This is a genomic window from Jiella avicenniae (assembly GCF_021390325.1).
Taxonomy (GTDB): domain Bacteria; phylum Pseudomonadota; class Alphaproteobacteria; order Rhizobiales; family Rhizobiaceae; genus Jiella; species Jiella avicenniae.
In genome coordinates this window covers 114,887-128,591 of record NZ_JAJUWU010000003.1, presented here as the reverse complement: position 1 = coordinate 128,591, position 13,705 = coordinate 114,887, and the positions used below count along the sequence as shown (strand labels likewise).

Here is a 13,705-nt window from a genome sequence, read left to right as displayed (position 1 = left end):
ATCGACGGACGCCGGCCTGCTGCACCGGCGCGACCGGGGAGGGCGGTGTCCGCGCTCCCCGGTCGGCAGTTATCCGACGCGCCGACCGGCAGGGCGATCGGGCGCCGGGCGCTCAGAGGCCGGGCGCTCAGAGGTTGGTCAGTTCGAGGCCTTCGAGCAGATCCGGCTCGACATAGCCGAGCGAGCCGGATTGCATGTAGTCGAGCTGGATCTTGAACACCCGCGCGGCGTCCTTGTCCTTGTTCGCCCAGTTGAACCAGATCGGCACCGCCACCTCGGTCATCAGCGCGACGTCGTCCTGGGTGAGGCGGGTGACCTCGGTGCCGTCGGCCTCGAACTTCTTCCAGGCTTCCTGGTTGGCTTTCTGGATCGCCGCGTGGTGCATGTCGGAATAGACGTGCGTCTCCATTTCGACGAACCGCTTCATCTGGTCGGACAGGGCGTTCCAGGCGTTCATGCCGACGGTGAGGTCCATCAGATCGACCGGCTGGTAGAGCGACATGAAGCCCGGCGGGCCCATGGAGATGTATTTCGTCACCTGGCTGAAGCCGAGCGCGTAGTTCACCGCCGGGCCGGTATAGTCGGCGACGTCGATCGTGCCCTTTTCCAGCGCCGGGAAGATCTCCGATCCCGGCAGGACGGTGGTCTTGGCGCCGAGCGCCTGGAACACCTCGGCGACCATGCCGCCCGGCAGGCGCATCTTGCGGTCGCGGAAATCGTCGATCGAGCGGATCGGCACCTTGGAGTGGATGATGTTGGCGTCGTGCTGGATCGGGCCGACGAAATACATGCCCTGGGCGGCATAGAGGTCTCGCGCGATCTCGAGGCCGCCGAGGCCGTAATAGAAGGTGTCGAACTCGTGCGGATTGCGCAGGCCGAGCGGGTAGGAGGTGAGGAACACCGCGGCGGGAATGATCCCCTGGGCGTAGATGGTGAACGGGTTCACCGCCTCGAGCACGCCGTTCTTCACCGCGTCGAAGAGCTGGAAGTCGCCGACGACGTCGTTGGCGCCGAACGGGGTGAATTCCAGTTCGCCGCCGGTCTTTTCCTTGATCGATCCGCACCAGTCCTTGAAGGTGGTGAGGCCGATGCCCCCCGGCCAGGACGTCTGCACCCGCCACGTCGTGGTCTGTCCTTGCGCCCTGGCGACATGCGGCGCGGCGAGCGTTGCCGCAACGGTTCCGCCGGCCAGCGCCGAGCGCCCGAGAAACGCTCTGCGATCAATGCGTGGATTGCTCAAGATCACCTCCCTTGTTCGCGCGCCGGAGCAGTTTTCTCCCAGCTTCGACGCCGATCGTCAGAGAGTAGATGCAGAGCAGCCGGCAAGGCAACCGCAATTCGACTATGGTATCATGGCAGCAAGTCCGGTGACCCGTAATGCGAACTGACGGATACTCGCATTATCGAGCGCTTTTTTGCACAAGCGTAATCTAATTGCGCTGCGGCATGTCATTGGTTTTGACGCGCAGACAGGCACAGGAGCATCGTCGGGAAAGAGCCGCTCCTCACGGTCCGGCATCGTCGACAAAAAAGCGCCGCCGGGAGGCCCGGCAGCGCTGCATCGTTCCGATCTCGGCGGAGGTGCGGTCCGAAACCGTCCCCCCTTCATTCAAGTTCGCACGAAGCGGTCGCAAGCCGGCGGATCGGCGCTCGTGCCCGGAGCCGCCAGCAGGGGCGGGACCTCAATAGGGACAGCTCGAATCCGTCGTGTAGTCGTGGACCTCGATCTTGCCGGCGACGATGTCTTCCTTGGCCTTTTCGGCCGCCGCCTTCATTTCGTCGGTGATGAGATCCTGGTTGTACTCGTCGATGGTGTAGCCGACGCCGTCCTCCTTGAGGCCGAGGGTGACGATGCCGGACTCCCACTTGCCGTCCTTGGCGGCGGTGAAGGCGTCGTAGACGGCCGTGTCGACGCGCTTGACCATCGAGGTCAGCACATGGCCCGGGAACAGGGAGTCCTGGTTGGAATCGACGCCGATGCCGTATTTGCCGGCGTCGGCCGCCGCCTGCAGGACGCCGATCCCGGTGCCGCCGGCGGCGTGGAAGATGACGTCGGCGCCCTTGTCGATCTGCGCCTTGGCGAGTTCGCCGCCGCGCACGGGGTCGTTCCAGGCCGCGCCCGTCGAGCCGGTCATGTTCTCGTAGACGGTCGCATCCTTCGAGACGGACTTGACGCCGCCCTTGTAGCCGCAGGAAAATTTCGAGATCAGCGGAATGTCCATGCCGCCGACGAAGCCGACCTTGCCCTCCTCGGCCTTCATCGCCGCGAGAATGCCGACCAGATACGAGCCTTCCTCCTCCTTGAAGAGGATCGAGCGGACGTTCGGCAGGTCGACGACGGAATCGATGATGGCGAACTGGGTGTCCGGATATTCCTTGGCGACGGCTTCGAGCGCGGCGGCCTGCGAGAAGCCGACCGAGACGATCGGGCTCGCCCCGTCCCTCGCAAAGCGGCGGAGCGCCTGCTCGCGCTGGGCGTCGTTGACGATCTCGAACTCGCGATACTCGGTGCCGGTCTCCGTCTTGAACTTCTCGGCGCCGTTATAGGCGCCCTCGTTGAAGGACTTGTCGAACTTTCCGCCGAGATCGTAGAGGATCGCCGGCTTGAAATCGGCGGCCGATGCGGCCGTGGCGGAGAGGGCGACGGTGGCGAGAATTCCGGCCAGGAAGTGTTTCATCGATGTCAGGATCCCTGTTGACGAATGGGCTTTTGGGTTCGTTTCTCGCGGGGCGTCGCCCGGCCGCCGCGTGAACGCGCGGCGGGCGAATGCCCGCACCGGTTTCGAGATTGGCACGGGTCGCGGCGAGAATGAAGTGAATTCAGAGGGATCGGTCAAGCCGGCGCGGAGAGGACGGCGATCTTCCCCGATCCGAGCGACCGGCTGCCCAAAGCCGACGCGCACTGCCTATTCGGCGGGCGCCTCGGCGATCCCGGCCGGGCAGGCGACGCCGGTGCCGCCACCACCGCAGTAACCGCGGGGATTCTTGGCGAGATACTGCTGATGATAGTCCTCGGCATAGTAGAATGCCGGCGCCGGCACGATCTCGGTGCTGATCGTGCCCTTGTGGCCGGCCTTCTTCAGCGCGTCCTGATAGCGCACCTTCGCGGCCGTCGCCGCCTCGGCCTGCTCGTCCGAAAAGGTATAGATGCCCGAGCGGTACTGGGTGCCCATGTCGTTGCCCTGGCGCATGCCCTGCGTCGGATCGTGACCCTCCCAGAACAATTTCAGCAGCGCTTCGTAGGAAACGGCCTCCGGATCGAAGACCACGAGGACCACCTCGTTGTGCCCGGTCTGGCCGGTGCAGACCTCCTGATAGGTCGGATTGGGCGTGGTCCCGGCCGCATAGCCGACGGCGGTGACGAAGACGCCCTCGGTCCGCCAGAACCTGCGCTCGACGCCCCAGAAGCAGCCCATGCCGAACATCGCCCGTTCGAGACCTTGCGGAAACGGCCCCTTCAGCGGGCGGTGCGAGACGAAATGCTCCATCGCGGTCGGGATGGGTTCGCTGCGGCCGGGCAGGGCGTCGCCGGCCGTGGGCAGCTTCATCTTCTTGGAAAACATGTCGAGGACGAACATGGAACCTCCTTCGGGGGCGGATGCCGGGGCCAAGCAGGCGGATCCGGGGGCGCCGACCGGACGGCGGATGCCGCCATGTCGCCGCACGCGCCGGGTTATGTCGGAGCGGATGGCTGAGCTTCAAGCGTCCTTCGCCTTCTGGCCGCATCACGGGATGCGGCGCACATTCCGGTCGCGGCGCCGGCCGCGATGGCCGAGGAGCAGGAAAACGAAGCCGATGGCGCCGCAGGTGATCGACATCGACCAGGTGCCGACCACGGCGACGGTTCGGCTTTCCGGTGCGCTGCTGGCGAGGACGAAGCCCATCGACGACAGGGCCTCGTCGATGGTGACGAGCTGCGTCGTCTCGTCGGCCAACGAGCGGGCGATGTCGCCGACTGCGAACACGACGCCGACGGCGAGGATCAGGAGGCCGAGGGCCCGGAAGAGGAGATACATCGGACAATCCTTCCCGCCGGCTCGCCGCAGCGCCGCCAGCGCATGACATGGACGATTGCTAGAACTGCCGGATCGCGGCGCCGAAGCCAACCCCGCCTGCGAACGACCCCTGCGCGATCGGCGCGAGAGCGGGCGCCGCTCCCGCCGCTTCTCCCGGCTCGTTTCCGCTCGTGCCCCGCCGTCTTGACCTTGATCAATTCCGCCGCCGCCATCGAATGCTAGCGTCGTCGTCGTTGTCGGAACGAAGGAGTGGTCGCCATGAGCATCGGGAATGAGACCGGCGTGGCCGGAACGGAGGCTGCTTCGGCCGGCATGCCGGTCGCCGATCTTGCCGTCATCTTGACCGGCGCCTCGAGCGACGAGGCGGCGATCGCCTATGGCGAGACGCTCGCGAGCGAGTTCCGCGCCCATCTCGACTGCCATTTCCTCAACCACATCCCGACGCCGATCCTCGCCACTGCGCCGGGTTCGGAAGTGCTGGCGGCCGAGTTTGCCCGTCAGGCCGAGGACGTCGGAAAAAAGGCCGAGGAGAAACTCCGCGGCCGTCTCGATCGGCTCGGCGTGCCGTGGGAACTCCGCCGCTCCGACGGCACTCTCGGCGAACTCGCCTATGCCGTCACCCGCCAGAGCGGCCTCGTCGATCTCGTCGTCCAGTCGCAGCGTTCGGTCATCGAGGCGACGGACATGTCGCTGTTCGAGGCCGTCCTGTTCGACGCACGTGCGCCGATTCTGCTGGTTCCCGCCGAGCAAGCCGCCGTGTCCGGCTTGCCCTCCAGGGTTTTCGTCGCGTTCCGCGATACGCCGGAGAGCGCCCGGGCCATCGCCGCCGCCCTGCCGCTCCTGAAGCGGGCGAACCAGGTGATCCTCGCCACCGTCGCCGAAGAGGGGGCGGCTGAACAGCGCGGGCTGGAACCGATGAACGACATGGCCCGCCATCTCGCCCGGCACGGGGTGACGGTGGAGATCCGCGAACTCGCCGCCTGGAAAGACCCCGCGGAAGGACTTCTCAAGGAGGCCGGTGCGGTCGGCGCCGAACTCGTCGTCGCCGGCGCCTATGGTCATTCGCGTCTGAGGGAATATCTCCTCGGCGGCGTGACGCGCGAACTGATCCGCCATTGCCGGCTGCCGCTCCTGATGGCCCACTGACGCGCCGGAGGGCGCAACCGGGCAAGGCCGGCCGCGCCGGCTCGGTGTGGCGGCTGCAACGACCGCGCCGGCGATCGTGCGGTCGCGCCCGACCGCCGTGCAGAAATCGCCGTTCAGAAAGAGGCGGTGCGGCGGCGCGGCCGTGGCCAGTTTCCCGCGCCACGTTGGCGCCGGCCCCGCCTCGTCGCGGACAGCCGGAAAGACGCACGAAGACGGAAGGTGTTCCATGAGTATCCGCAACTTCGAAGCGCTGTTCCGGCCCCGCTCGATCGCGCTCGTCGGGGCGAGCAACGCGCCGCACTCGGTCGGCAGCGTCGTCGCGGGCAATCTCCTGTCGGGCGGCTTCGACGGGCCGGTGATGCTGGTCAATCCGCATGAGCGGACGATCGCGGGGCGGCCCGTCTGCAATCGGCTCGATGCGCTTCCCGAACGCCCGGATCTCGCCGTCGTCGCGACGCCCGCCCGCACCGTGCCCGGCATCGTCGGGGAACTCGCCGCCATGGGCTGCCGCGCCGCCGTGGTGATCAGCGCGGGGCTCGGCGAAATCGGCGAAAGCGGCAAGTCGCTGCGCCAGGAGATGCTCGACCGGGCGCGACCGCATCTGATGCGCATCGTCGGACCGAACTGTATCGGCCTGATCTCGACCGCGTCCGGCATCAATGCGAGCTTTTCCCATCTCATGCCGGCGAAGGGCGAGATCGCCCTCGTCAGCCAGTCCGGAGCGATCGCGACGGCGATCCTCGACTGGGCGGCGGCCCGCAACATCGGCTTTTCCCATGTCGTCTCGCTCGGCGACATGAGCGATGCCGATTTCGGCGACATGCTCGATTTCCTGTCCAACGATCGCGAGACCAGGGCGATCCTGCTCTATGTCGAGAACGTCACCTTCGCGAAAAAATTCATGTCGGCGGCAAGGGTCGCCTCGCGAGCGAAGCCCGTCCTGGTGATCAAGTCCGGCCGAAGCGCCCAAGGCGCGCGGGCGGCCCAGTCGCATACCGGGGCGATGGCCGGCTCCGATTTCGTCTACGACGCGGCGTTCCGGCGCGCCGGCATCCTGCGGGTGGCGGCGCTGGAAGATCTGTTCGAGGCCGCGGCGACCCTTTCGACCGGCATCCGCATCGGCGGCGAGAAGCTGGCGATCCTGACGAATGGCGGCGGCGCCGGCGTCCTTGCGGTGGACTGGCTGGAAGCGCTCGGTGGCCATCTCGCCGAATTGACCGCGCCGACGCGGGAGCGCCTCGACGCCGTCCTGCCGCCGACCTGGTCCCATGGCAACCCGGTGGACATCATCGGCGACGCGACGCCGGAGCGCTATCGGACGGCTCTCGAGATCCTCATTGCGGACCGCGCCGCCGACGCCGTCCTCGTCATCAACTGCCCGACCGCGGTAGCCGACAACATGGCAGCGGCACAAGCGGTGATCGAGGTCGCGAAGGCGCGACCGCGCTTCCCCGTCCTCGCCAACTGGCTCGGCGGCGTCACCGCTGGCCCCGTCCGCGCCGAGCTGGCGCAGCACCGGATCCCGAGCTTCGAGAGCCCGGAAGATGCCGTCCGCGCCTTCACCCACCTCGTCGAGTACCGGCGCAACCAGGCGCAGCTGATGGAGACGCCGACCGCCGGCGTGATGATTCCCGCCGAGGACGTCGAGGCGGCGAACCGGATCATCGACGCGGCCGCCGGGGAGGGGCGGACCACGCTCAGCGAGTGGGAGGCCAAGGAGATCCTGCGGCTCTTCGGCGTGCCGACGGTTCCGACATTCTTCGTCCGGTCGCCGGAAGAGGCCGCCCGGAAATTCGCCGCGATCGGTGGCCCGGGCGTCCTCAAGATCGTCTCCCCCGAGATCACCCACAAGTCGGACGTCGGCGGCGTACGGCTCGACATCGAGAGTTCGGGTGCGATGCTCGACGCCGCGAACGAGATGATCGCGGCGGTCGGCCGGGCACGGCCCGGCGCCGGCATCGCCGGCTTCACGGTTCAGCCGATGGTTCGCCGCAACGGTGCCCACGAACTCATCGCCGGAATCGCCCGTGACCCGACCTTCGGCCCCGTCGTCCTGTTCGGGCGGGGCGGCAAGGAGGCCGAGATCGTCGGCGACCGTGTCGTCGGTCTGCCGCCGCTCAATTCGGCGCTGGCGCGGCAGATGGTCGAACGCACGGCCATCGCCCGGCTGCTCCACGGCTTTCGCGACGTGCCGCCGGTCGACATGGAGCAGCTCACCGACACGCTGGTCCGGCTCTCCGAACTCGCCGTGCTGCTGCCGAGGGTCCGCGAACTCGACATCAATCCGCTCGCCGCCGACGAAAAGGGGGTGGTCGCGCTCGACGCTCGCATCGCCATCGAGGCGGCGGCGGACGGGCACCCGGAAGCCGGGGCTCAACCGGCCATCCGGCCCTATCCGCGGGAATGGGAATGCCGGATCGCCATCCGCGACGACGTCGAGTATCTGCTGCGTCCGATCCGGCCGGAAGACGAGGCCGCGCTCGCCGAAATGGTGATGGCCTGTGATTCGGAGGATCTGCGCCTGCGATTCATGGGGCCGATGAAGGCGTTTCCCCACCAGACGGCCGCGCGCTTCACCCAGATCGACTACGATCGCGAGATGGCGCTGATCGCCGTCGCGCCGCACTCCGGCTATGGCGAGGGGCCGATCTTCGGTGTCGTCAGGATCGTCGCCGATCCCGAGAACGAGGCGGCGGAGTTCGCCGTTCTCGTGCGCTCCGACATGAAGGGGCGGGGGCTGGGCTACAAGCTGATGTCCGCCATCCTCGATTATGCCCGGGTCAAAGGACTTTCGCGGGTCTATGGCGAGATCCTGCGCGAGAATGTCGGGATGCTGAGGCTCGCCCGGGATCTCGGTTTCGCGCCGGAGCCGACGACGGATTTTTCCGACGTCGCGCATGTCTCGCTCGACCTTGCCAAGTGAGCGCCGGCCTGCCGGTCGGCGCCCGGACGTCCGGCTCGCCGTGGTCTCGGCCGCCGGGAAGCGATCGGCGGCGGCTCGGCCGCTTCGTCGCGCTTTCTTTCCGGCTGGCGCCTGCCTATGCTCGGTCGGTCATCCGTGAACGACCGATCTTGCGGTTCGGCCTCTGCCTGGCGCATGAGACGAAGGGTAGGGACGACGAGCAATGAGGCGGTCGCCAAGAACCGCCCGTGACTTCTGCTGGAGGTCCGTTTGGACAAGACTGCCCACAAGATCCTCTTGAAACGGCTGAATCTGGTCGCTGACATCGACGCCGAGGACGAGGCCGCGGTCCTCGAACTGCCAGTGACGGTCCGCGAGTTCGATGCGGGAATCGACATCGTTTCGGAGGGTCAGTACGTCAACCAGTGCTGCATCCTGATCGACGGCTTCACCTATCGCTATCGTCACACCCTCGACGGCAAGCGGCAGATCATCGCCTTTCACGTCTCCGGCGACATTCCCGACCTTCACAGCCTGCACATGAACTACATGGATCACAGCTTCGCGGCGACGACGCGCAGCCGGATCGGGTTCGTCTCGCACGAGGCGGTCTGGGACCTGTGCATCAGGCGCCCGAAGGTCGCCGCCGCTTTGTGGCGCGAGACGCTGATCGACGGGGCGATATTCCGCGAGTGGATCGTCGGTCTCGGACGCCTGTCCGGCCACAGCCGCACGGCGCATCTTCTCTGCGAGATCGCCATGCGCATGCGGGCCGTCGGCCTGGCTCCCGAATACGTCTATCGTCTGCCGCTCACCCAACACGAACTCGCCGACGCCCTCGGCCTGACCGTCGTGACGGTGAACCGCGTCCTGAAGGACCTGCGGCTGAACGGCGTCGTGGACCGGGAGCGCTCGCGGATGACCATCCGCGACTGGAAGGAACTGGCCCGGCTCGGGGAATTCGATCCGCGCTATCTGCATTTCCGCGTCCCGATCACCATGATGGACGAAGTGAGTCCGGAACGGGGCTGATCGCGCCGACCGCCCCGCGCCGGCGGGGGCGGGTGTTCGAAAATCAAGACGATTCCGCATTCTTGCGGGCAGCCTGCCGCTTGGCAAGGAAACCCGAGATTGGCTAAAGCTGAGCCGAGCGTTGAAATTTCTCCGGTTCGGTGGATGGGACGATCGTCTCGTGGCCCGCGGGCGGGCGTATCGGCGCCGGTGCCTTCAGGTATGATTTGCGGCAAAGTGTCGTGGAAAACGCGGGGGGCCGGATCTACGGTGCCGGGAGGGGCTCGACGCGCCCTTGCGACGTCGAAGGTCGGCGCCCGGCTGCCGGGGCGTCGGCGATCCTCGAACCCGGGGCTGGCAAGAAGGGAGGCCGATGCGACCGCTTTTCATCGTCGCCGACGATCATCCGCTGTTCCGCGGGGCGCTGAAGGAGATCCTCCGGTCGCTTCCGGGCGGCGCGGACATCGTCGAGGCGGCGGATTTCGGCGAGGCGGCGGCGGCGCTCGAGCGGCACGGCGATGCCGATCTGCTTCTCCTCGATCTGGCGATGCCGGGCACCAGCGGCCTGTCCGGGCTCGCGCTGCTTCGCGCCGAGCACCCCTCGGTGCCGATCGCCATCGTTTCGGCCAGCGAGGACGGCCAGATCATCGCCCGAGCCCTCGATCTCGGCGCCTCGGGGTTCATTCCGAAGTCGGCGGGCTTCGACGAGATCCGCCACGCCATCGAGACGCTGCTGACGGGCGACGTCTGGCTGCCGGGCAACGTCTCGCTGGATGCGCCGGGCGATCCCGAAGTGAGCGAACTGATCGCCCGGATGAAGAGCCTGACGCCGCAGCAGACCCGGGTCCTCTCGATGCTCGGCCGCGGCCTTCTCAACAAGCAGATCGCCTATGAGCTCGGCGTGTCCGAGCCGACGATCAAGGCCCATGTCTCGGCCGTCCTGTTGAAGCTCGGCGTCGACAGCCGCACCCAGGCGGTCATCCGCCTGGCGAAGCTCGGCATCGATCCCCAGAGCGGTCTCGCCAACTGACGATCGTCGCCGACCCTCGGTCCGGAAGGATCCGCCCGACGGCAGTCGTCCCGCCGAGCGGGGCGTGGCGGGCCGGCCCGCCGTCTATTCCGCAGCCTCCCGGCGCTGCAGGACGCTCGCCATCGCCGCCCGCAGCGAAGCGGGCTTCAACGGCTTCGTCAGCACCTGGACGCCGAGCGCCAGCGCCTCGTCGCGGACCTTGGCGGAGCGATCCGCGGTAATCAGGATGGCGACGAGTTCCGCGTTCAGCCGCCGCCTGATCTCGGCGATCGCCTTGAGCCCGTCGCTGCCCTGGTCGAGATGGTAGTCGACCAGTCCCAGTTGCGGCCTGAACCCGGAGATCGAAAGCGCCGCGATCGCTTCCCCGGCGGAGCCATAGGCCTCGACCCGGCATCCCCAGCCGGACAGCAGCGCCTTCATGCCGTCGCGGATGGCGCCGTCGTTGTCGATGCAGAGCACTCGAGTCCCCTCGACGGTCAGCCCCGTCGGCGTCCGAAGCGAGGCGGTCGACGCCAAGGCACCGAACTGCGGTTCTGCGAGCGGCAGGCCGACGCGGAACGAGGTGCCGCGGCCGTGGCGGGAATGGGCCGAGATCGGGTGGTCGAGGACGCGGGCGATCCTGTCGACGATCGACAGGCCGAGGCCGAGCCCGCTGGCGGTCCGGGTTCCCTCGTCGAGCCGGACGAATTCGCCGTAGATCGACGGCAGCTTGTCGTCCGGAATGCCGATGCCGCTGTCGGCGATTTCGAGTTCGACCCTTTCGGAGCCGCGTCGGCGCACGCCGACGACGATCTTGCCATGCCGCGTATATTTGACGGCGTTGGAAACGAGATTCTGCACCAGCCGGCGCAACAGCTGGCGGTCCGAGCGCACCGCGACGCTGGTTTCGACGAAGCGCAGCGACAATCCCTTCTCCTCGGCCAGCGGCCTGAGATCGGTCTCGATCTGCCCGAGCAGCGGCTGCAGCTGGAAGACGCTCGGCTTGGCTTCCATGCCGCCGGCGTCGAGGCGGGAGATGTCGAGCACTGCGCCGATGATCGCCTCGACGGCTTCGAGCGAGGAACCGATGTTGCCCGCGAGTTCGGCGCCGGGCGAGGAGCCGTGCCGCTGTTCCAGCGCGGAGGCGTAGAGACGCGCGGCGTTGAGCGGCTGCAGGATGTCGTGACCGGCGGCGGCGAGAAACCGCGTCTTCGACAGGTTGGCCGCCTCGGCGGCGCGGCGGGCTTCCGCCAGCTCGCGATTGGCGGCCGTCAGCTCGGCCGTGCGTCTGCGGACCCGCTCCTCCAGCGTCTCGTTGATCTCCCGGAGCGCCGCGGCGCGGCGCACCCGCTCGGTCATGTCGGAGACCGTGGCGACGAGGCCGCCGTCCGGCATCGTGTTGACGCGGATTTCGATGGTCCGGCCCGATTGCCGCAGCGCGATCTGGCGCTGGGCGGGGGGGCGGGTCAGCTGGTCGAAGCCCGCCGCATATTCGCCGGCGTCGATCTCGCCGTCGCGCAGCAACTGGTCGAAGACGGCGGTGAGCGGCGTGCCGACCTGGCCGAACTCCGGCGGCAGGCCGATGAGGTCGCGGAACTGGCGGTTCCAGAAGGTCAGGCAGAAGTCGCCGTCGAAGACGGCGAGGCCCTGATCCACCTGATCGAGGGCGATGCGCAGCAGATCGCGGTTGTACTGCAGCGCCTCGGAGGCATCGTCGAGAAGCCGCAAGGCCGTGCGGCTGGAATCGGCGTGGCGCTCGAACAACAGCGACAGGACGAGCCGGGACGAGGCCGAGCCGATCGCCGAGGCGAGCAACTGTTCGGAAAAGTTGATCGTCCTGCCGTCCGCCGTGGCGCGGTCGTCGAGGCTGCCGTCGTGGCCGCTCGCAAAGGCCGAGAAAGCGCGTTCCATCCGTTGCGCGCCGAGATAGCGGGCAATCGTCGCCTTGAGGTCCGCGACCTGCACGTCGGCGCGCATGCGCCGGCCGGGCATGGCGGCGAAGCCGTCGCGGTCGGCGAAGACGGCCGCCTGGATCCGCTCCAGCGGCTTGGGCGGCCGGCTGAGCGAGCCGACGACGAGCCCGGCGAGGTTCGCCGACAGCGACAGGACGACGCCGAACAGCAAGGGGTCGATCCAGGGACCGGAGCCGCCCTCGGGGGGAGACGCCAGCGGCAGCACGTCGATGCCGAGCGTCGGCAGGAGCAGCGTCAGCGCCCAGATCGCGATGCCGGCCGAAAGCCCGGCGAGAGCGCCGCGGGCATTGGCCCGCTTCCAGTAGAGGCCGGCGACGAGCGCCGGCGCGAGCTGGGCGATGGCGGCGAAGGAGAGGAGCCCGATCGAGGCGAGGCCGGCACCGTCGCCGGCCGAGCGGTAGTAGACGTAGCCGAAGAAGACGATGACGAGGATCGCCGAGCGGCGGACCCTGAGGATGATCCGGGTTTCGTCGCCGCTGCTTCCGGCGCTGCGGTCCCGGCGCTTCAACAGCCAGGGCAGCACGAGATCGTTGGAGATCATGATGGAAAGGGCGACGCTGGCGACGATGACCATGGCGGTCGCCGCCGACAGGGCGCCGATGAAGGCGACGAGGCCGAGAAGGTCGGCGCCGGCCGACAGCGGCAGAGCGAGGACGTAGAGGTCGGCGTCGAATTGCGGGCCGAGGCGGATGAGGCCGGCTGCGGCGACCGGCACGACGAAGACGTTGATCGCGACGAGATAGATCGGAAACAGCCAGCGCGCCCGGCGGATCTCGCTGCGCGTGCGGTTTTCCACGACGGTCATGTGGAACTGCCGCGGCAACAGCAGGATGGCGAGCGCCGAGAGCCCGAAGCTGGCGAAGAACGATCCGCCGAAGGGGGTGGCGAAGGCGGTTTCGACGGCAAGACTGGCCTTTGCGGCCTGCCAGAGGTCGCCGGGATCGAACAGGATGAAGGTCGACCAGACGCCGACGGCGAGGAAGGCCCCGAGCTTGATCAGCGATTCCATCGCCACGGCGAGCACCAGCCCGTCCTGATGCTCGGTCGCGTCGGCATGGCGCGTGCCGAAGAGGATGGCGAACAGCCCGAGGACGGTGGCGATCAGAAGTGCGAGGTCGCCGAACAGCGGCGGGACGTCGAGATTGGGCCGGTAGTGGAAGACGAGGGTGGCGACGCTGGTCGAAATCGCTTTGAGTTGCAGCGAGATGTACGGGACCGTGCCGACCAGCGCGATGACGGTGGCGAGCGCCGCGACGGCCGGGCTCTTGCCGTAGCGCGAGCCGACGAAGTCGGCGACGGTGGTGATCTTCTCGGCTTTCGCGTGGCGGACGATGCGCTCGATGAAGCCGGGCGCCAGCAGAAAGACCAGGATCGGGCCGAGATAGATCGCCAGGAAGGCGAAGCCTTCGCGGGCGGCGACGCCGACGGAGCCGAGAAACGTCCACGAGGTGCAATAGACCGCGAGCGACAGGGCGTAGACGGCCGGCCGGCTCGCCTCGGCCGGACGAGCTGCCGCGCGCCTGTCGCCCCACCAGGCGACGGCGAAGAGCAGGAGCAGATAGGCGATCGCCACGAGGGCGACGAGACCACTGTGCAAACGCGAACCTTCCGGCAAGCCGCCGAAGAGGCGGCGGCATCGGCGCTTCCT

9 protein-coding genes are annotated in these 13,705 nt (G+C 67.9%); 4 read left to right on the top strand and 5 right to left on the bottom strand.

Going from position 1 to position 13,705, the window contains the following annotated elements:
* Positions 1 to 127: 127 nt before the first annotated feature.
* The 4 genes from dctP to LZD57_RS02900 form a co-directional block, all read right to left on the bottom strand.
* Entirely contained in the window at positions 128 to 1,240 is a 1,113-nt protein-coding gene (dctP, locus tag LZD57_RS02915) for a TRAP transporter substrate-binding protein DctP (RefSeq protein WP_233717626.1), read from the bottom strand.
* Positions 1,241 to 1,682: 442 nt separating this feature from the next.
* The gene (locus LZD57_RS02910) at positions 1,683 to 2,678 is read right to left on the bottom strand and encodes a BMP family lipoprotein (protein WP_233717625.1); all 996 of its coding nucleotides are present in this window, start codon (positions 2,676 to 2,678) and stop codon (positions 1,683 to 1,685) included.
* A gap of 228 nt (positions 2,679 to 2,906) precedes the next feature.
* A complete protein-coding gene (gene msrA, locus LZD57_RS02905) occupies positions 2,907 to 3,578 on the bottom strand; it encodes a peptide-methionine (S)-S-oxide reductase MsrA (protein ID WP_233717624.1) in 672 nt (223 codons plus the stop codon).
* 147 nt (positions 3,579 to 3,725) lie between these two features.
* Positions 3,726 to 4,016, bottom strand: a complete 291-nt coding sequence (locus tag LZD57_RS02900; protein WP_233717623.1) for a hypothetical protein — start codon at positions 4,014 to 4,016, stop codon at positions 3,726 to 3,728.
* A gap of 258 nt (positions 4,017 to 4,274) precedes the next feature.
* On the opposite strand from LZD57_RS02900, the gene LZD57_RS02895 reads away from it, so the two are divergent.
* The 4 genes from LZD57_RS02895 (at position 4,275) to LZD57_RS02880 (ending at position 10,105) form a co-directional block, all read left to right on the top strand.
* Complete coding sequence (locus tag LZD57_RS02895; protein ID WP_233717622.1) at positions 4,275 to 5,162, top strand: universal stress protein; 888 nt, start codon at positions 4,275 to 4,277, stop codon at positions 5,160 to 5,162.
* 226 nt (positions 5,163 to 5,388) lie between these two features.
* A complete protein-coding gene (locus LZD57_RS02890) occupies positions 5,389 to 8,085 on the top strand; it encodes a bifunctional acetate--CoA ligase family protein/GNAT family N-acetyltransferase (protein ID WP_233717621.1) in 2,697 nt (898 codons plus the stop codon).
* 249 nt (positions 8,086 to 8,334) lie between these two features.
* Positions 8,335 to 9,096: a Crp/Fnr family transcriptional regulator gene (locus LZD57_RS02885; RefSeq protein ID WP_233717620.1), complete on the top strand. Its 762-nt coding sequence runs from the start codon at positions 8,335 to 8,337 to the stop codon at positions 9,094 to 9,096.
* Positions 9,097 to 9,448: 352 nt separating this feature from the next.
* The gene (locus LZD57_RS02880; RefSeq protein WP_233717619.1) at positions 9,449 to 10,105 is read left to right on the top strand and encodes a response regulator transcription factor; all 657 of its coding nucleotides are present in this window, start codon (positions 9,449 to 9,451) and stop codon (positions 10,103 to 10,105) included.
* 84 nt (positions 10,106 to 10,189) lie between these two features.
* Here LZD57_RS02880 and LZD57_RS02875 read toward each other — a convergent pair whose 3' ends face one another.
* Positions 10,190 to 13,654 (bottom strand): hybrid sensor histidine kinase/response regulator, encoded by a 3,465-nt coding sequence (locus tag LZD57_RS02875; protein WP_233717618.1) that lies wholly within the window; start codon positions 13,652 to 13,654, stop codon positions 10,190 to 10,192.
* Positions 13,655 to 13,705 lie beyond the last annotated feature (51 nt).